The organism is Pseudomonas sp. MWU349, from assembly GCF_017947325.1.
Classification (GTDB): Bacteria; Pseudomonadota; Gammaproteobacteria; order Pseudomonadales; family Pseudomonadaceae; genus Aquipseudomonas; species Aquipseudomonas protegens.
Map to the genome: position 1 here is coordinate 137,719 of NZ_JAFEVP010000006.1, position 16,652 is coordinate 154,370.

Annotated in this window: 20 protein-coding genes; 11 read left to right on the forward strand and 9 right to left on the reverse strand. The window is 58.4% G+C overall.

The annotated features are described in order from the left end of the window. Positions 1 to 96 precede the first annotated feature (96 nt). The 7 genes from KCG88_RS23640 to KCG88_RS23670 form a co-directional block, all read right to left on the reverse strand. Positions 97 to 1,122, reverse strand: coding sequence for a methyltransferase (locus KCG88_RS23640; RefSeq protein ID WP_047336272.1), 1,026 nt, complete (start codon positions 1,120 to 1,122; stop codon positions 97 to 99). A gap of 18 nt (positions 1,123 to 1,140) precedes the next feature. Continuing rightward, on the reverse strand, positions 1,141 to 1,926 hold the full coding sequence (locus KCG88_RS23645; RefSeq protein WP_047290270.1) for an HAD-IIB family hydrolase: 786 nt from the start codon (positions 1,924 to 1,926) through the stop codon (positions 1,141 to 1,143). Between the two features lie 6 nt (positions 1,927 to 1,932). After that, on the reverse strand, positions 1,933 to 2,556 hold the full coding sequence (locus tag KCG88_RS23650) for a DUF1349 domain-containing protein (RefSeq protein ID WP_210713221.1): 624 nt from the start codon (positions 2,554 to 2,556) through the stop codon (positions 1,933 to 1,935). Then, positions 2,549 to 3,394 (reverse strand): SDR family NAD(P)-dependent oxidoreductase, encoded by an 846-nt coding sequence (locus tag KCG88_RS23655; protein WP_210713222.1) that lies wholly within the window; start codon positions 3,392 to 3,394, stop codon positions 2,549 to 2,551. Before KCG88_RS23655 ends, KCG88_RS23650 begins: the two co-directional genes overlap by 8 nt. Positions 3,395 to 3,490: 96 nt before the next feature. Next, the gene (locus tag KCG88_RS23660) at positions 3,491 to 5,278 is read right to left on the reverse strand and encodes a 1-deoxy-D-xylulose-5-phosphate synthase N-terminal domain-containing protein (RefSeq protein ID WP_246882807.1); all 1,788 of its coding nucleotides are present in this window, start codon (positions 5,276 to 5,278) and stop codon (positions 3,491 to 3,493) included. Next, the gene (locus tag KCG88_RS23665; RefSeq protein WP_210713223.1) at positions 5,256 to 6,494 is read right to left on the reverse strand and encodes an aminotransferase class III-fold pyridoxal phosphate-dependent enzyme; all 1,239 of its coding nucleotides are present in this window, start codon (positions 6,492 to 6,494) and stop codon (positions 5,256 to 5,258) included. Before KCG88_RS23665 ends, KCG88_RS23660 begins: the two co-directional genes overlap by 23 nt. Positions 6,495 to 6,514: 20 nt before the next feature. After that, on the reverse strand, positions 6,515 to 7,033 hold the full coding sequence (locus tag KCG88_RS23670) for a sugar O-acetyltransferase (RefSeq protein ID WP_210713224.1): 519 nt from the start codon (positions 7,031 to 7,033) through the stop codon (positions 6,515 to 6,517). A gap of 535 nt (positions 7,034 to 7,568) precedes the next feature. On the opposite strand from KCG88_RS23670, the gene KCG88_RS23675 reads away from it, so the two are divergent. The 4 genes from KCG88_RS23675 to KCG88_RS23690 all read left to right on the forward strand — a co-directional run bounded on the left by KCG88_RS23675 (position 7,569) and on the right by KCG88_RS23690 (position 9,440). Further along, the gene (locus tag KCG88_RS23675; protein WP_210713225.1) at positions 7,569 to 8,027 is read left to right on the forward strand and encodes a hypothetical protein; all 459 of its coding nucleotides are present in this window, start codon (positions 7,569 to 7,571) and stop codon (positions 8,025 to 8,027) included. Positions 8,028 to 8,159: 132 nt separating this feature from the next. Continuing rightward, entirely contained in the window at positions 8,160 to 8,420 is a 261-nt protein-coding gene (locus KCG88_RS23680; protein WP_210713226.1) for a DUF6429 family protein, read from the forward strand. 400 nt (positions 8,421 to 8,820) lie between these two features. After that, the gene (locus KCG88_RS23685; protein ID WP_210713227.1) at positions 8,821 to 9,003 is read left to right on the forward strand and encodes a type II toxin-antitoxin system HicA family toxin; all 183 of its coding nucleotides are present in this window, start codon (positions 8,821 to 8,823) and stop codon (positions 9,001 to 9,003) included. Positions 9,004 to 9,038: 35 nt separating this feature from the next. Beyond that, positions 9,039 to 9,440, forward strand: a complete 402-nt coding sequence (locus KCG88_RS23690) for a type II toxin-antitoxin system HicB family antitoxin (RefSeq protein WP_047290264.1) — start codon at positions 9,039 to 9,041, stop codon at positions 9,438 to 9,440. Positions 9,441 to 9,597: 157 nt separating this feature from the next. On the opposite strand, the gene KCG88_RS23695 is transcribed toward KCG88_RS23690, so the two are convergent. Continuing rightward, positions 9,598 to 11,001, reverse strand: a complete 1,404-nt coding sequence (locus tag KCG88_RS23695) for a PLP-dependent aminotransferase family protein (protein ID WP_210713228.1) — start codon at positions 10,999 to 11,001, stop codon at positions 9,598 to 9,600. An 87-nt stretch (positions 11,002 to 11,088) separates the two neighbouring features. On the opposite strand from KCG88_RS23695, the gene KCG88_RS23700 reads away from it, so the two are divergent. The 3 genes from KCG88_RS23700 to KCG88_RS23710 are packed head-to-tail and all read left to right on the forward strand — an operon-like array spanning position 11,089 to position 12,611. Beyond that, complete coding sequence (locus KCG88_RS23700) at positions 11,089 to 11,535, forward strand: GNAT family N-acetyltransferase (RefSeq protein WP_047290262.1); 447 nt, start codon at positions 11,089 to 11,091, stop codon at positions 11,533 to 11,535. Further along, positions 11,532 to 12,152: an NAD(P)H-dependent oxidoreductase gene (locus KCG88_RS23705; protein WP_210713229.1), complete on the forward strand. Its 621-nt coding sequence runs from the start codon at positions 11,532 to 11,534 to the stop codon at positions 12,150 to 12,152. The genes KCG88_RS23700 and KCG88_RS23705 overlap by 4 nt, the downstream gene beginning before the upstream one ends. Positions 12,153 to 12,179: 27 nt before the next feature. Further along, positions 12,180 to 12,611: a carboxymuconolactone decarboxylase family protein gene (locus tag KCG88_RS23710; RefSeq protein WP_047336262.1), complete on the forward strand. Its 432-nt coding sequence runs from the start codon at positions 12,180 to 12,182 to the stop codon at positions 12,609 to 12,611. 232 nt (positions 12,612 to 12,843) lie between these two features. On the opposite strand, the gene KCG88_RS23715 is transcribed toward KCG88_RS23710, so the two are convergent. After that, on the reverse strand, positions 12,844 to 13,389 hold the full coding sequence (locus tag KCG88_RS23715) for a hypothetical protein (protein ID WP_246882809.1): 546 nt from the start codon (positions 13,387 to 13,389) through the stop codon (positions 12,844 to 12,846). 230 nt (positions 13,390 to 13,619) lie between these two features. Between KCG88_RS23715 and KCG88_RS23720 the strand changes: the two genes are divergently transcribed. Genes KCG88_RS23720 through arsH form a run of 4 tightly spaced genes read left to right on the forward strand, consistent with a single transcriptional unit; the run spans position 13,620 to position 16,478 of the window. Further along, positions 13,620 to 13,967, forward strand: a complete 348-nt coding sequence (locus tag KCG88_RS23720; RefSeq protein ID WP_011060486.1) for a metalloregulator ArsR/SmtB family transcription factor — start codon at positions 13,620 to 13,622, stop codon at positions 13,965 to 13,967. 20 nt (positions 13,968 to 13,987) lie between these two features. Continuing rightward, positions 13,988 to 15,271: an arsenic transporter gene (locus KCG88_RS23725; RefSeq protein WP_210713230.1), complete on the forward strand. Its 1,284-nt coding sequence runs from the start codon at positions 13,988 to 13,990 to the stop codon at positions 15,269 to 15,271. 28 nt (positions 15,272 to 15,299) lie between these two features. Further along, complete coding sequence (locus KCG88_RS23730; RefSeq protein WP_011060484.1) at positions 15,300 to 15,770, forward strand: arsenate reductase ArsC; 471 nt, start codon at positions 15,300 to 15,302, stop codon at positions 15,768 to 15,770. Positions 15,771 to 15,779: 9 nt separating this feature from the next. Continuing rightward, a complete protein-coding gene (gene arsH, locus KCG88_RS23735) occupies positions 15,780 to 16,478 on the forward strand; it encodes an arsenical resistance protein ArsH (protein ID WP_047336258.1) in 699 nt (232 codons plus the stop codon). Positions 16,479 to 16,652: the final 174 nt, after the last annotated feature.

Consider the following 16,652-nt stretch of genomic DNA (forward strand, 5'->3'; position numbering starts at 1 on the left):
AAGAAGACACAAGTGAAGTCCGGGGCGAATGCGCCGGACCTTGAGTTCACACTGTGCAATCAAAACGCCCTCTTAGGGCATTGGTTGTCAGCAACCTTAATACTTGATTCCGGTTGCCAGGCTCCAGTCACCGTATTGCGTGCGGGAAACTGTAATATCGCGAAAACCGGCGATCGTCAGCAGCTCCCTTATCTCGGTCTCTGACAATTGCTGACCCTGGGTCCAAAGCAACATGTTCGCGTTATAAGCCGCGACATTATGTGGGCCGGTCTTTTCTTTATTAAAAAACATCTCATGAAGAATGATACGGCCGCCGCTGGGCAGTGCATCAAAACTCTTTTTGGCCAGAAACAGACACTTGTCCAGCGGCCAATCATGAAAAATATCACTGTAAAGATGCACATCGGCGGCTGGATACTCAGACGCCCAGATGTCTCCTTTATGGGTTGTGATGCGCCCCGCCATCCGGTACTGCTCGACGTAGGTATCGGCAATATCGCACACATAGGGAAGATCAAAGATCACGGCATTCAGTTCAGGCCATTTCTCCAGCGCACAAATAGAGTGAACACCCGAACCACCGCCTACATCCAGAAGACAGCTATACCCGGACAGATCAATCCGACCCGACCAGGCCCGAGCCGGTCCTTTGCTTTTACTGTGCATCGCCTTGGTGAAAATTTCGCTGTGTAACTGGTCCTGCGCATTGTTCTCAAACAGATCAGTCTCACCGAACAACCCGGACTCTCCACTGAGCATCGACTCTTTGAAGAATGCGTAAGAGAACGCATCTTCTTTGTAGCGTGCGGATTGCAGAACCCCACTGAACGAGGTCTCCGACTTTCGGGTCAGAAACGCTTGCGCCAAAGACGTCAGGCCATAGCACTCCCCACTCTTCTCAAGCAGCCCCTGACTGGTGCACATAGCCACAAGCGCCTGTGCGGCTCGAGGTGCCAGTTCCAATGCCGAGCCGATTTCACCCAGCCTCAGCGCTTTGCCTTCAAGCAGATCAAACAGTTTTACTTCATCCGCAAAAAACAAGGTGTAGGTATTGATAAACCCGAAGTAGATATCAAATATCTGTTTATCACTGTGATGCTCCGTGTGCACTGTACTGTCCATGTAGATGCATATCCCATTTCAAAAATGCCGTTGAAGACCATCAACGATGCCATGACAATAGAAACCCTCAACAACACGATCAAACGCCTGCCTGGCCTCATGCGAAGCGTTGCCCACCAGGTAACCATGTGAACAGGCCTTCAACATCTCGATGTCATTGCAACTGTCCCCGAACGAGATGACCCTGGCGGGGGAAATCTCATGTTTCTTGACAATGAAATCGACCCCCTGCTTCTTTCCGCACCCCGGGTGCATGATGGCTACATCGTAGACATTCTCAGGGTCGCCGGCGGCGGCACTGGCGTAGGTAATCGAGGCCTCAAGACCAACCTGCAAACAGAGTCTATGGATCTGCTCGATGGCGATCGCTTCATTGCCATCGGCATTCAAGTAATAACCCCGAATGCGTTTTTGCTGGAAAGCCTCCGACTGCAACGTCAACTCAATACCCTCTTGCTCGAACAGGGTGCTCAGCCTTATGACCCGCTCTGGAAAGGTTCCAGCGCCTTGTAACGGCCAACCCTCATCCTCCAGAACACTGTCCGGGTGATTCCAGTACAACTCGGTTCCCAGACTGGTCAGTGCAAAGTCCCAGGGAAACTCGGGGTATCTCTTCATCTTGTCCAGGACCACCGCTTGACTGTTTCCCGTGGCCCAGCCAAACAACAGGTGGTGCTTGCGTTTCAGTTGATTCAAACAGCTTTCCAGTTTGTCTATCCCGGCATCCGCCTCTCGAGACGACAAGACCGGCATGAACGTCTCGTCAAAATCAGAAACTATCAACCAGGTGTCTTTGCTCGTCATACCTGCTCACTCTCTGATGAGTCCCATGGATTGTGAGGATATTTCAATCCGGGAAAACTCCCCGACCGCTCCCTCGGAAAAGGGCGACTGCACACTAAACCCGACGCGCACTTCATCCGGGCAGTTGCTCACATAGAACGCCCGATGAAAAACCACGGCACCCTCAGAGCCACTCAGATAGCACGAGAACACATCCCCACTTCGCGAAATGAACAGCCGCACAGGCTCATCGTTTACCTCGATGCCATTGACTTCATCGCTATAGGGCGATGAATGCACCGATACGATCTTCTTGTTGCTGCCGTACTCTTCAACACCGAACTTCAGCTTGTGCAGCCCGACGTGAAGAAAGAGCCCTGCAGCATCAAACTTGGCCAGGCTGAATAACTTGATGTCAGCACCAAGGGCAAACTCTCCCGTCACGGATGTGAGCAAAGTGCCCAAGCTGTCCACCGTATGAAGCCCTGGAATATTGAACGAATCGCTACCGGGTTCGCTTCGCAGTTTCAGAACCGGTGCAACATAACGCAGCTGCGCGCAATGCTCGGCACCGAACACACGATCACTGATCCTCAGTAAGGTGTTCGGGTCTTCGCGCAAAAGAGGTGTAGTGCCAACGGTGTCATCCATACAGGTTCATTCCGCCATCGACCGACAGGGATTGAGCCGTGATGTCTTCGTTCTCAAGCACCGCCAGACAGAACCGGGCAATGTTTTCCGGGATCTGTGTACGACCCAGCGGGATCAGGCCCTCCATGCGAGCCCACAAGTCATCCAGCGACTCGTTGGGCTCGATGAGGCGGTTCTCCAGGTACTTCCACATATTGGTTTTGACGATGCCGGGGCAAACGCAGTTGACCCGGATATTGTGAGTGGCCAACTCCAGCGCCAAGGCGCCAGAGAAGCCCTGCAACCCGGCTTTCGCGGCGCAGTAGGAAGATATTCCAGGAAAGGCGACTTTTGCGGCAATGGAGCTGATGTTCAGGATCGCGCCGCCCTTGCCTCTCTGGATCAGTGCGCGGGCAGCCTCACGCGACGTCAAGTAAGGTGCTGTAAGGTTGGTTTGCACGATCGCGTCAAACTCGCTCAGCGATGATTCAACCGTGTTGATCAGATGGCTGCTGCCAATGGCGTTGACCAGGCCGTAAAAGTGCTCTGACTCATGGACAACGCCACCTACGGCTTCTATGACCTGGGCTTCAGACGTTGCGTCGACCGCAACGGCCTTTACCGAAAACCCTTGTTCCACAAGATCCGCCGCCAGCGTGCGAGCCGCCTGATAACCACTGACCTCCTGAGTTTGATAGTGGTTGATTGCATTGGGTGTCCGGTCGGTATCAAAGATGTAGACATGAACATCTTCTTTGGCCAGTACTTCAACAATCGCGGAGCCGATGCCTCTGGCACCGCCCACAACGATCATGGTTTTACCGGACAACTTGCCTTGCGCTTTATTTCCCTGCGTCATAAACCACTGCTCCTGAATCCATAGAAAGCCCGCCGAACCCTATACAGGGCTCAGAAAACCAATAAATAGTTGAAACTGCATTTAAACGTGTGAAGTCTAATTAACTAATGCGTACGGCGGATCAGCCAACAATGCATCCAGTGCTCGAGATGCAACATTTGCCTGGAAAGTCTCGATTGTTGGCCACTCATAGGCATCACCGAAAACCTTGCGAACTCGAACCAGCAACCTGGACTCAATGTATTCAGCCAGGTTGAAGCGACCACTGTTATGTTCTACGACAATAATTTCGGCACATTGGCTCAGCATCTCTTTAACCAGCTCAAGATCCGGCCGAACGGACAGGAACCGAATATGCGTGCATCTTTTTGTCGTGGCGACCTGAAAGGCTTCGTACGCCATCGACTCCGATGACACTATCAATGAACCGGCGGCAAACTCGGGCTGAAAAATATAGATATCTTCAGACAGCTTCCGGTACTTCTCCCTCAGGGCACACACTCTTTCCATGGGCTGGTCGTACATTAAGTACAGGCCGTTTCCACCCTTTGCTTTCTGCCGATGAATACAGGCCAACAGATCGAGAGGGTCTGTCAGTTCGTATACGGTTTCTTCCGTCAGCAAGCTGAATACGGTTGAGGCGTATGTAGCTCCGCCCCACACACCGTTCTTCCGAGCGCCAATGACATGCAAATTACGACAGGCAATCAAAGCAGAGTGCAGTACATCTATCGCGTTGAGGTAATACTTGTCATCGGTCAGGACGAACTTCAGTTCATCATCCGGGCACCCCATCGCACAGGTCAGCAACGCTGACTCGGCCAGGCCGGTGTTGCAATAACCGGACAATGACTTAAGGCCAAACCGAGCGGCCAGATCTGCGGTGAATACATGGACAGGTGCCCCTGACCGAACTTCTTCAATAATGTCGGCCGTCCGGCTGCAACTGGAAGCTTTCCTCAGATCATTCTTCTGCTGATCGTCCGTTGACGTCATCAAACTCTGATGGCTGGCACGTTTGAAGGAGTGAACGCCTTTTTCGGTATGACAGATGATCGCGGCCGAGCGATGGTCCTTCTCTGCCTGGCGAATGTGTTCACTGATCGCCTGGGTGTCGTGTCCATCCACTTCATAAACATCAGAAAAGTAGGCGGCCAAATACTCCGGCTTCAACTTCCCGGGAAGTGGGTCAATCCCTCTGCCATTGTTGTCCACTATCAACGTCAGGTTCTTGACCTCAAGTTCGCCAATCAGGCGAATCGCCTCGAAAGACACCCCTTCGTTCAACTCACCGTCACCCGCCACACAGATAACACGTGCATCACGATTGGTATTCGCTCGCCCCAACGCAATGCCCACTCCCTCACCCAGGCTATGCCGCATGCTGTAGGCAAAACCGTAGTGTTTATTGACAACAGCCGGAATCTTGTCGTGAACCGCAGCCAAAAAAGCCAGAGGCATACCGTTGAGCACATGACGATAAGCATAAAACAATGGCGCAATATGCCCCCTGCCAATCACCAGATCCTGATTGGCCACCCCTGCCGCATTGCAGAGTTCCAATGCAAACAGTGCTTCGGCAATGTTCAGTGACGACAGGCAAGATGCCAGGGTTCCGTAACCGGCAATTTCATGAATCCGCTCCAGGCAGACCCTGACGTCTGAATAGAACGGCGTAAATTGTCTGGCGATGGCTACCGACAGTTCGTTGATCGTCTGGCACTTCGACGACTCGGCAATACCGACTTCAATTTCCTCATTGGCACGCACATACTCATCGGCCGTCAGGTACGCCTTCCGTTTATGCACGCTTTGACGAATGCCATATAACGGCGTCAACAGGCTGGCAACTGGCTCGAGGTCATAACTGACTAATTGATTCATTCAACACCTCGAACACGTCACTTAGCGTTTCTTCTGACATGATGTAGGCGGGCGCCAGGCAAGCCCAATCTTCCTCACCTCGGATAATCAACTTCCTTTCAAAGCACAGCCCACCCAATTTCTTGCCTGCCTGCTCCCCAAGGCTTGAGTCCAGGGTTATGCCGATCAGCAAGCCGTGGGATTCAATTCGGGCGATCCGCTCATTCCCGGCGATTTCCTGACACAGCGCCTGAGTCTTTGTAATGAGTTTTTGTAGCTGCCCTGCGGCCTCTATCTGTTCCAGCACGCGCATCGACGCATTGATGGCCGCGATCGAAACCGGGTTGCTTGCATAGGTATGCGAATAGGAAAACGGGATCCACGGCTCTGGCTTGTCAAACACCGAGGCGATTTTATGGGAGGTCGCCATAGCGGATGCCGGGTAATAACCACCGCTGATGCCTTTCCCGAGCGCGACGATATCGGCAGAAACCCCAAACTGATGGGTATTCAAGAACTCTCCGGTTCGAGAGGCGCCGGTCACGATTTCATCGGTAATCATCACAATATCGTAACGGTCACAGAGTTCACGAATACCGATCAGGTACTCGCGGGGAGTTTGCCGCATCCCTTTCAAATGGTTGACCGGCTCGAAAATAATGCAAGCGATCTGCTCCGCACCATAATGAAGAATAATATTCTCCACATCCGCCACGCTGTGCATTTCCAACGCCTGACCTTCGTGAACAACAGGGAATGGCGGGTTGATCCGAATAGTGTCGTAACCGCTGCAACGCAGGTCCTTGAAATCGTTCCTGCCGGTAATACTGTGGGCCCCCAAGGTGGCGCCGTGATAGGAGTGCTTGCGGCAGATCACTTTCTTCTTGAACGTATTGCCTTTGCGCTGGTGATATTCCAAGGCCATGGCAATCGACGACTCGATGGCTTCCGAGCCGCTGTTGACATACAGCAAGCCGCCATCTTCCATCTTGGCGCGTTTGAGCAGCAGCTCTGAAGTTTCAAACAGCTCGGACGAATAGAAATGATCCTTGGGGTGGAAAGGAAGATCCGTCAACGTTTTGGAAATATGCTGCTTGATGGGGTCGCACGAATACCCGAACGGTACGTTAAACATGCCCGAAATCGCATCCGTGTAGATGCCACTCTCTGCATGAACACTGACATCTTTAACAGAGCCAACAATTTGGTCTTTCACGCGTGACTGATAGACAAACATCCCTTTATGCCCTCTATTGATTAGATCGGATAAACCTGAGAACCAGCGCCCAGCACTTTACTGTGTGGCGGAACCGACTTTGCCACGACAGCACCTGCACCGATAATTGACCCCTTACCCACTGTGACGCCCGGCAAGATTGTTGCGCCGCCGCCAATCCATACATCATCTTCAATGACTACAGGTGCACCCGATTCTATATAACGACGCCGCTGCTCAAGATCCTTGGCATGGTTAGAGGTATAAATACCGACATGAGGCCCGATAAACACACGATTCCCGATGTTTATTTCAAACGCATCGAGGAATACCCCATTGGCATTAATAAAAACACCGTCACCAATGTTTATGTTCGAACCAAACTCACAAAAGAAATTGCCCCACTGTTCAAACCCCTCACCCACTGATCCGAACAGGAGTTTATAAAGCGCCTCCCGACCTTCAGGGTTATTGCTGATGGAGGAACACAAAGCACGGGCGGTGCGCCTACGGGCAACTAAAGCAGGTTCCGCCGCATCGAATGTCATGAACTCACGCATACGCCACCCTGTACACACGGGCGTAACAGAGAGCACTCATGCCGTGCTGATCAGCAAGTAAACGGGGGCAAACAAGACGATCATTAGTTCCGCGCCTGCCACTACCACCAACAAATAACGTCCACACTTCCCCAATAGCCTGATTCCCTTCAGCCATCATCATCTCCACCTACTATTTATTTCTTAAATACACTTCGGCACTTTCTGAAATTTTTCCACCTTCTACACTCGCCACCAGCGCCTAGCAAGTTTGTTATTACGTCAGTCGTATTGTCATGTCACTGTTTTCAGGGCCTGTTACTTCCGTTCTGGATTGAGTGTGACAGCGCCTATGGGCTGCCCATTACGCGTCGCACCTGACCAGCGATGCGCAGGTTGATAAAGGACTTGCTGCCACAGCGAATGACGCTTGGCCAGCACCTCTTGATCCTCGCCGCGATGACGCTGCGCAAGGGGATACGAAGCGGACTTCCGCCAAGTAGGTCGCACTTGCCAAGTCACCCTTAGCCGTCTGCGCCAGATCGATGGCAAGACTGTGCGTTCGCCGATCGTGCTGACCAACAAAGGCCTGCCCGCCTGTGCCGGCCACAACCCTATTTTCCCCAAGCCCACCGAAGCACAACCGCAGTCAGCGGAGCGTGCAGCGCTGATCGCGCAGATCGTCGACGCGAGTGTCATCGCGAAAATGAAGCCCGACGCCGAGGATTCCCCTTCGGTCCAGAAAACACTGCTCGACAAATCCATAGCGCAACGCAAACAGCGCCTCGACTTCAGCCTGCCCGATGCCTATTGGGCTGAATATCAGCAGAACCTGGAGCAGTTCGACAATGAGATCAGGGGCACCAAGGCCCGTTCATTGCAGTTGTACAAGGATGACTACCGAACCCAGCAAGCACTGCTGAAGGAAACACTGAGCACACATCAGGCACGCATGGCCGACCTGGATCAGCGCTTTGAAGTGTGCAAGCGTTTCGCGGCCTGCTGGCAACGTTGAATCGGGGTCCGGCTTGAGAATACCGACCGCCGCACGTACGCCGCCTTAGTCCTGGCTGGCCGAGGAAGCCCGCTAGCTTGAGAATGGCGGGGATTTTCCGAGCGCTTGAAGAACAAAAGCGGAGTAACGGCCATGGAATACGACGATAGGCTGATCGAAGACGCAGTGCTTGCCCTGTTGGCAGCCTACAGCTGCGACCAAGGTAATGCGTGGAAAGGGTTCGACTTCCAGATCATGAATCGACTGCATGAACAGGGTTTCATCAGTGATCCCGTTAACACAAACAAATCCATCTGGTTGACGGCGCAAGGACTGGAGCGAGGTCGGCAGCTAGCCGACCGGTTGTTCGGGTCAAGGGTGTATGCGGGGCAGGTATCAGACTCGAATACCTGACGTCTTCCCACTTCATAAAACAGCTGAGTTTGTGGATCGCTTACGACATACCCAACTCAAACATCACCTCCAATCCACCATTGCCGATCCCCACTCCCCGCCCCGGTAGTTCCCCCTTCGCAGCAACATCCGCGACGACCTTGGCTGCTCGAATTACAACGCAGCATCAGCGTCCACAACACCTTTGTAGTCGCCTTTGCGGTGCCCGTGACAGGATGTTATGAGGGCGCCGTTTTCTACCTCGACACCCAAGCCTCCCTAAGCGACCTGCCCAGCCGCCCAAGGCCAAAAACCACCCCGAACGACATGTCCCGATACATAACTCCAGACACACAATTCAACCTGCGTTACTATGCGCCTGGAGTTATAAAGCACCTCTCACCCCGATAAGGAGATGGAGGTGCAAAGCAGACAGTTGATCAAGGAGCTTGAAGCCGCAGGCTGGGTGCTGGAGCGAGTCACTGGCAGCCATCATCTGTTCAAGCACCCTTACAAGCCCAACACCGTTCCGGTGCCTCACCCGAAGAAGGATCTGCCACCGGGCACGGTCAGGGCCATCAGAAAACTGGCTGAACTGATCTAGCTCCCGCCACCTTCACACCTATAGAGGAGATCGCCGTGCAATATCCCATCTGCATCGAATGGGGCGACGAACACACCGCCACCGGCATCCAGATTCCTGATATTCCCGGTGCTGTCACCGCGGGCGACAGCTTCGAAACCGCCTACAGCGCCGCCATCGAAATCGCCCACGTCATGCTCGAAGAGCTGGCCCGCGCCGGGCACGCCATTCCCCTGCCCTCACCCACCCGCAAGCACCGCGCCAACCCCGATTTCGAGGGCATGGGCTGGGGCATGCTGGATATCGATATCGCGCCTTACCTGGGCAAGACCGAGAAGGTCAACGTGACCCTGCCGGGTTATGTCATCCAGCAGATCGACCGCTTTGTCCGCGAGCACAACATCAAGAGCCGGTCGTCTTTCCTGGCCGATGCGGCGATGGAAAAGCTCGGACGCTGAAAGCGGCTGCAGGAGGCAGGCCAAGCGGAGTGAGCGCGGTTGTGGTTGCTGCGCAACCCAGCGGGAGCAAGCTCCCTCGCCACAAGGGTTGTGGCCTGCCAATCGGTGGGGGCTGCCACAGGAAAGAATCCAGCCTCAGCGGCCGTAGCCCCGCTTTTCAGCCAATGACCCGAGCCAACCGCACCGCCACACTCGCCGCCTGCTCGGCACTGACCACATTAGTAAACCCCATCACCAACCCCTGCCTCCCCCCGCCCCCCAGATACCACTGCGACAACGGCTCCACCGCAATCCCCTCCCCCCGCGCCCGCTGGGCAATCTGCACATCGTCCCCCTCCCCCAGTCCAGCCACCACATGCATGCCCCCGGCCTGCGGGTCTATCTGCAAACGCCCACCCACCTGCTGGTGCAACGCCTCCACCAGCCATTGCCGCCGACGCGCATACAGGCCACGCATTTTGTTCAGGTGCCGGGCAAAGTGCCCCTCGTTGAGAAAGGCCGCGACCGTCGCTTGCAGCAGGTGCGGGCAGTGGTTGTGCAAACGATCCGCCTGGCGGGCGAACGCTGGGGTCTGTTCGGCGGGCACCACCAGGTAGGCCAGGCGCAGGCCTGGAAACAGGACTTTGCTGAAGGTGCCGGTGTAGAGCACGCGGCCTTGCTGGTCGAGGCTCTTGAGGGCCGGCAAGGGCTTGCCCTGGTAGCGGTATTCGCTGTCGTAGTCGTCCTCGATGATCCAGCTGCCTTGGCGGTTGGCCCAGTCCAGCAGGGCCAGGCGCCGCGGCAGGGACAGCGACACCCCCAGCGGGCTCTGGTGGGTCGGGGTGACCACGGCAAAGCCGGCCTCCGGGGCGCGGGCGATGCCTTGGGCGACGTCCAGGCCCTGATCGTCCACGGGCACCGGCACCAGCTGTGCGCCGGCTTCCAGCAGTGCGTTCCTGGCCATGAAATAGCCGGGCTCTTCCAGCCAGCAGGTGGCGCCCGGGCCCATCAGCGTGTGGCTGATCAGGTCAAGGCAGGCGCGGTAGCCGGCGCAGACGAAAATCTGTTCCGGGTGGCAGCTGATGCCCCGGGAAATCCCCAGGTAGGAGGCAATGGCCGCCCGCAACGGGGCGTAGCCGCGCGCGTCCGGGTAGACCAGGCCTTCGACGCCCGCCAGGCGCAGTTGCCGGCCCGCGAGGCGGGTCCAGAGTTTGCGCGGAAAGGCGTCCAGCGCTGGCAGGCCCATTTGCAGGGCCAGGGGCGAGGTGCCGGCATGGGTGGCTTGGTGGGTCGCGGGAGCCTCTGGGGCGCGCGGCGTGGGCGCGCAAATCGGCGTCAGTTGCGGGGTGACAATGGTCCCGGCGGCCCCGCGAGCAGTCAGGTAGCCCTCGCCTATGAGCAGCTGGTAGGCCGCTTCCACGGTGCCCCGCGCCAGGTTGAGTTCCGCTGCCAGGGCGCGCACCGCCGGCACGCGGTCCCCCGGACGCAGGCGGCCATCGGCGATGGACTCGCGAAACCGCTGGTAAAGCTGGCGATAGATCGGCGCCGTCTGGCTGCGGTCCAATTCGAAAGGAAGGATCATGGCCTAGTCATTTATGCATTTTTTGGCCCTGTAGCTTAAGCCATCGGCCTTCTAAAGTGGCTCATCTCTTTTCAGCGGATGACGGACATGCCCTACACCCTTCAACACCTCGACAGCGAAGCGGCCCTGGCGGCCAGTTTCGACTTGATGCGTGTCTTGCGCCCCCACCTCACCCGCCCGGCGGCCTATGTCGCCCAAGTAGCCCGGCAAACCGAGCAGGGCTACCGCTTGCTTGCCGCGTGGGACGCTGAGCGCATCGTCGGCCTGGCGGGCTACCGCGAGCTGGAAAACCTGCTCTACGGGCGCTTCATCTACGTCGATGACCTGGTCGTGAGCCCCGACCTTCAGCGCAGCGGCTTGGGTGCGCGGCTGCTGAGCGCCGTGCGTGATGAGGCCGTGCAGCGTCAATGCGATCACCTGGTGCTGGATACCGGCCTGCATATGCCCCTGGCCCAGCGTTTCTATTTCCGCCAGGGGCTGCTGGCCCGGGGCATGCATTTCACTCAACGACTTCAGGGTGGGGAGCCGGCATGAACAACCTGCTGCTGATCAACGCCAGCCCCCGTGGGCAGGTTTCCCATGGCAACCAGTTGGCACTGGAACTGGTGAGCGCCCTGCGCCAACGCCATCCGCAGCTGGCACTGGTCGAGCGCGATCTGGGGGCCAATCCGTTGCCGCCACTGGGCATGGACTACGCCCACGCCCTGACCAGCCCCACACCCGTCGACGCGCCACTGTTCGAGGTGTCCGAAGGGCTGATTGGCGAGTTGGAGCGCAGCGATGCCCTGCTCATTGCAACGCCCATGCACAACTTCACCCTGCCGGCCGCGCTCAAGCTGTGGATCGACTATGTGCTGCGCATTCACCGCACCTTCAGCTCCGGCCCGGAGGGCAAGGTCGGCCTGCTCAAGGACCGCCCGGTGCAGGTGCTGGTCAGTTCCGGCGGTTATCACCAGGGCGAGCGGGCACGCCAACCGGATTTTCTGACGCCTTACCTGCGCCAGGTGCTGAACACCCTCGGCCTGTTCGACCTGCAGTTCACTTATCTGCAAGGGTTGGTGTTCGGTGAAGAGGCCGTGCGCGCAACCCTCGACGAGGCCCGCAGCGCACTGTCCTTGCAGCCCCTGTCCAACCCTCTCGTTTGTGCCTGATCACTTTTTCCCTATCGGAGTTTCACCATGAGCCAACTCAGACTGCCCTTTGCCACCCTGTCGCCGGCCGCCTATCAAGGCCTGCTCGCCACCAACAGCGCCCTGGTCGCCAGCCCCCTGGGCTTGCCCCTGGTGGAACTGGTGTTTTTGCGCGTGTCGCAGATCAACGGCTGCTCGTTCTGCCTGGGCAAGCACTCAAAGACCCTGCGTGAATGTGGAGTCGCCCAGGAAAAGCTGGATTGCCTCGCCGGCTGGCGCGTCAGCGAACTGTTCAGCGAGCGCGAGCGCGCGGCCCTGGCCTGGGCCGAAACCCTCACCTACGTCCACGACAAGGGCGCGCCGGACGCGCTCTACGAACCACTGAAAGCGCACTTTAGCGACGTTGAAATTTCCGACCTGACCTTGGCCGTGTCCTTGATGAATGCCTTCAACCGGCTGGCGGTGGGCATGAAGCTCTGAGAGCGAGGCCATCGTTGGCGGTGTTGGCTGTTGATCTTCCTGCCCCTGCGCACAGGAGGGTCGAAGGCAGGCATTGAGCCGTGGCCAACCCGGCAGGATGCCGGGTTGGCCGCCACCCGCCCCCAGGTGCACGCGGTAAGAAGGTGGCTCCGCGTCTTCGTTGGCGAGCTTCGCTGGCAAGCCAGCTCCTACAGGGGAAGCGATATCAGGTCGGCTCAGGGCCTCTCCTGCTCTATGCGAGAAAAGCTCCGCTGGCGCCGGCATCGGCCAATGCAAACAGCAGCGCTTCCAGCGCTTCTTCGGGCGCCGAGCCGAGGTCAATCTTGACCATGTACCCCTCCTCCGTGGCCTCCGGGTCCGACACAAAATGCAGCACCCCTTGCAGCCCTTCTTCGGTTGGCGAATTCTCGTCTTCGCCATCGAACCACTCAAAGAACCACACCCGAATAACCTCAGAGGCCTGTTCCAGGCTCAAGCCCCGCACCTCCAGGGGCAACCAGTCCCAGCCAAAGGGCGAGATCACCACCGCCATCTGCTCGATCGCAAAGCGCACAGGCTCAAAGCCCAGCTCGGTTTCGGAATCGACCTGCACCGGCTCCCCGCTCTCGGCCGCAATCACATCCACCCGGCAAGGCGTGCCCATGGCCCCTTCAACCGCCAGCGAACCATCGCTGTTGCGGTAAGCGGGCTCGACATGCGCCGCCCCTTCTGCGGCGATACGCGCCAGGGTTTCGACATAGGGTTTACGAATGGCGGCAAGCAGTTCGCTGACGGTCATGGGTCTGATGACTTCCTTGGCAAGGGGCCGTCGAGGGTTCTGTCTTCGACGGGAGGGTGATGGGTGGCTGAAAGGCCGGCGCAATAGTGCAATGGGCGGCCGTGCAACGTCCATGAAAAGCCACGCTCCTCTGGCCGCTCCCCGCCATAGGCCTGCGTCTCGAAAAATTTTGGCTTGCCCAATACATATGGATATTCGTATATTCGATTTTCCATATATAAGGAGCGAGCATGATCACGCCTCCCGAAGTCTTCAAAAGCCTGGCCGACGAAACCCGTGTGCGCGCCACTCTGCTGATCGCCGATCAGGGTGAGCTGTGTGTCTGCGAGCTGATGTGTGCACTCGACGACAGCCAGCCAAAAATCAGCCGCCACCTGGCGCAACTGCGCAGCAGTGGCTTGCTGCTCGATCGCCGCCAGGGCCAATGGGTGTATTACCGCCTCAACCCCGAGTTGCCGGGCTGGGTCCGGGAGATTCTGCATGTGACGGCCAAGGCCAACGCCGCTTGGCTCAAGGACAACGCCGCGCGCCTGCAGAACATGGATGGCCGCCCCGTTCGCGAAGCCGCTTGCTGCTGACCCCTATCGAGTGAATCTGCATGTTTGTCGCTGTGGCTGTTTTTCTCTTCACCCTGATTCTCGTCATCTGGCAGCCCAAGGGCCTCGGTGTCGGTTGGAGCGCCACGCTAGGCGCAATCATTGCGCTGGCGGTGGGCGCGGTATCGCTGCAGGACATTCCCACGGTGTGGGCCATTGTCTGGAACGCCACCGCGACTTTCATCGCGGTGATCATCATCAGTCTGCTTCTGGACGAGGCCGGGTTCTTCGAATGGGCCGCCCTGCATGTGGCGCGCTGGGCCAGGGGCAGCGGCCATCGGCTGTTCGCCTTCTGCGTGCTGCTGGGGGCGGCGGTGTCGGCGCTGTTTGCCAATGACGGCGCAGCGCTGATCCTCACGCCCATCGTCATGTCGATGCTGCTGGCGCTGCGTTTCAGCCCCAGGGCGACCCTGGCCTTCGTCATGGCCGCGGGCTTCATTGCCGACACCGCGAGCCTGCCGCTGGTGGTGTCCAACCTGGTGAATATCGTGTCCGCCGACTACTTCCGGCTGGGGTTCGCCGAGTACGCGGCGGTGATGCTGCCGGTGAGCCTGGCCAGTGTCGCCATGACCTTGCTGGTGCTGTTCCTCTATTTCCGCAAGGACCTGCCGCACCGCTACGCCCTGGATGCGCTGCCGCAACCTTGCACGGCGATCCGTGACCGGGCCACCTTCAGGGTCGGGGGCTGGACCCTGCTGATGCTGCTGGTCGGGCTGTTCGCCCTGGAGCCCCTGGGTATTCCCATCAGCGCCGTGGCGGCGGCCTGTGCCGCGCTGCTGTTTGCCGTCGCCGCCAAGGGCCACCGGATCTCCACGCGCCGGGTGCTGCGCGAGGCGCCGTGGCAGATCGTGATGTTCTCGCTGGGCATGTACCTGGTGGTGTACGGCCTGAAGAATGCCGGCCTGACGGACCTGCTGGCCCAGGTGCTGAACCGCCTGGCCGAACAGGGGCTGTGGAGCGCCACCCTGGGCACGGGCCTGTTGTCGGCGCTGCTGTCCTCGGTGATGAACAACATGCCCAGCGTGCTGATCGGCGCGCTGTCGATACAGGCCAGCGAGGCACAGGGGCTGGTGCGCGAGGCGATGATCTACGCCAACGTCATCGGCTGCGACCTGGGCCCGAAAATCACCCCCATCGGCAGCCTCGCCACGTTGCTCTGGCTGCACGTGCTGGAGCGCAAGGGCCTGCGCATCACCTGGGGGTATTACTTCAAGGTCGGCGTGCTGCTGACCCTCCCGGTTCTGCTGGTCACCCTTTCGGCCCTGGCCCTGCGCCTGAGCCTCTGACAGCCGCCCAAAGCGGCAGGAGCCCCCCATGCGAGTCCTGTTCATGTGCACGGCCAACAGTTGCCGCAGCATTCTTTCCGAAGCCCTGTTCAACCATCTGGCGCCCGAGGGGTTTGCGGCGGTCAGCGCCGGCAGCTTCCCCAAGGGCCAGGTGCTGCCACGTAGCCTGTCGACCTTGCAGCAGGCCGGCATCGCCACCGACGGCCTGTACAGCAAGGGCAATGACGCCTTCGCCGACAACCCGCCGGATATTGTCATCACCGTCTGCGACAAGGCGGCCGGTGAAAGCTGCCCGGTGTATTTCGGCCCGGCGCTCAAGGCCCATTGGGGGCTGGCGGACCCGTCCGATGTGCGCGGTGAAGAGGCAGCGATCGACGCCGCGTTCCGCGCCACCCTGGCGCAGATCGAACAGCGCTGCGCAGCCTTCTTCGCACTGCCCTTCAACCACCTCAGCCGCGATCAGCTCAAGACCGAGCTCGATCGCATCGGCACGCTTTAAGGAGGCCCCATGTCCGAGCACCTGCCTAACCTGGATTTGCGCCTGTTCGATGGCGCACCCACTTCGACGCCAGACGAGCACAAGCCGCGCATCCTGTTGCTCTACGGTTCCACCCGCGAGCGCTCCTTCAGCCGGCTGCTGGTCGAAGAAGCCGCGCGCCTGCTGGAGCATTTCGGTGCCCAGACGCGGATCTTCAACCCCTCCGGCTTGCCCTTGCCCGACGATGCCCCGGTGGACCATCCCAAGGTCCAGGAACTGCGGAAGCTGGTGCTGTGGTCAGAAGGCCAGGTCTGGTGTTCGCCAGAACGCCACGGGGCGATGTCGGCGGTGTTCAAGGCACAGATCGACTGGGTTCCGCTGGAGCTCGGCGCGGTGCGTCCGACCCAGGGCAAAACCCTGGCAGTGATGCAGGTCTGCGGCGGCTCCCAGTCGTTCAACGTGGTCAACCAGTTGCGCGTGCTCGGGCGCTGGATGCGCATGTTCACCATCCCCAACCAATCCTCGGTGCCCAAGGCCTACATGGAGTTCGACGACGCCGGGCGGATGAAGCCTTCGCCGTTCTACGACCGGGTGGTGGATGTGATGGAAGAGCTGGTGAAGTTCACCGTGCTGCTGCGCGACCGGCAGGCGTTTCTGGTGGACCGTTATTCCGAGCGCAAGGAAAGCGCCGAGCAATTGATGGCCCGGGTCAACCAGCGTTCAATCTGAGGGGCGCAACAGCCCATTTGCAGCCTGCGCCGACAAAAGCCTGTGAACCCGGATTTCAAGAATGGGTTTGGGCAGGCGCACGCTGGCTTGCAAAACACTCGCTGGTGCCGCATTGATTCGCTGATTGCGCATCATCGTTGGCGAGCTTCGCTGGCAAGCCAGCTCCTACGGAGG

What these genes read in the sequence shown, in the direction of transcription:
- KCG88_RS23680 (WP_210713226.1), top strand. Translation starts at nt 8,160, where the DNA reads ATGGAATACGACGATAGGCTGATCGAAGACGCAGTGCTTGCCCTGTTG.
- KCG88_RS23730 (WP_011060484.1), top strand. Translation starts at nt 15,300, where the DNA reads ATGCGAGTCCTGTTCATGTGCACGGCCAACAGTTGCCGCAGCATTCTT.
- KCG88_RS23715 (WP_246882809.1), bottom strand. Translation starts at nt 13,389, where the DNA reads ATGACCGTCAGCGAACTGCTTGCCGCCATTCGTAAACCCTATGTCGAA.
- KCG88_RS23660 (WP_246882807.1), bottom strand. Translation starts at nt 5,278, where the DNA reads ATGAATCAATTAGTCAGTTATGACCTCGAGCCAGTTGCCAGCCTGTTG.
- KCG88_RS23725 (WP_210713230.1), top strand. Translation starts at nt 13,988, where the DNA reads ATGTTTGTCGCTGTGGCTGTTTTTCTCTTCACCCTGATTCTCGTCATC.
- KCG88_RS23720 (WP_011060486.1), top strand. Translation starts at nt 13,620, where the DNA reads ATGATCACGCCTCCCGAAGTCTTCAAAAGCCTGGCCGACGAAACCCGT.
- arsH (WP_047336258.1), top strand. Translation starts at nt 15,780, where the DNA reads ATGTCCGAGCACCTGCCTAACCTGGATTTGCGCCTGTTCGATGGCGCA.
- KCG88_RS23710 (WP_047336262.1), top strand. Translation starts at nt 12,180, where the DNA reads ATGAGCCAACTCAGACTGCCCTTTGCCACCCTGTCGCCGGCCGCCTAT.
- KCG88_RS23650 (WP_210713221.1), bottom strand. Translation starts at nt 2,556, where the DNA reads ATGGATGACACCGTTGGCACTACACCTCTTTTGCGCGAAGACCCGAAC.
- KCG88_RS23670 (WP_210713224.1), bottom strand. Translation starts at nt 7,033, where the DNA reads ATGCGTGAGTTCATGACATTCGATGCGGCGGAACCTGCTTTAGTTGCC.
- KCG88_RS23705 (WP_210713229.1), top strand. Translation starts at nt 11,532, where the DNA reads ATGAACAACCTGCTGCTGATCAACGCCAGCCCCCGTGGGCAGGTTTCC.
- KCG88_RS23700 (WP_047290262.1), top strand. Translation starts at nt 11,089, where the DNA reads ATGCCCTACACCCTTCAACACCTCGACAGCGAAGCGGCCCTGGCGGCC.
- KCG88_RS23665 (WP_210713223.1), bottom strand. Translation starts at nt 6,494, where the DNA reads ATGTTTGTCTATCAGTCACGCGTGAAAGACCAAATTGTTGGCTCTGTT.
- KCG88_RS23695 (WP_210713228.1), bottom strand. Translation starts at nt 11,001, where the DNA reads ATGATCCTTCCTTTCGAATTGGACCGCAGCCAGACGGCGCCGATCTAT.
- KCG88_RS23655 (WP_210713222.1), bottom strand. Translation starts at nt 3,394, where the DNA reads ATGACGCAGGGAAATAAAGCGCAAGGCAAGTTGTCCGGTAAAACCATG.
- KCG88_RS23645 (WP_047290270.1), bottom strand. Translation starts at nt 1,926, where the DNA reads ATGACGAGCAAAGACACCTGGTTGATAGTTTCTGATTTTGACGAGACG.
- KCG88_RS23640 (WP_047336272.1), bottom strand. Translation starts at nt 1,122, where the DNA reads ATGGACAGTACAGTGCACACGGAGCATCACAGTGATAAACAGATATTT.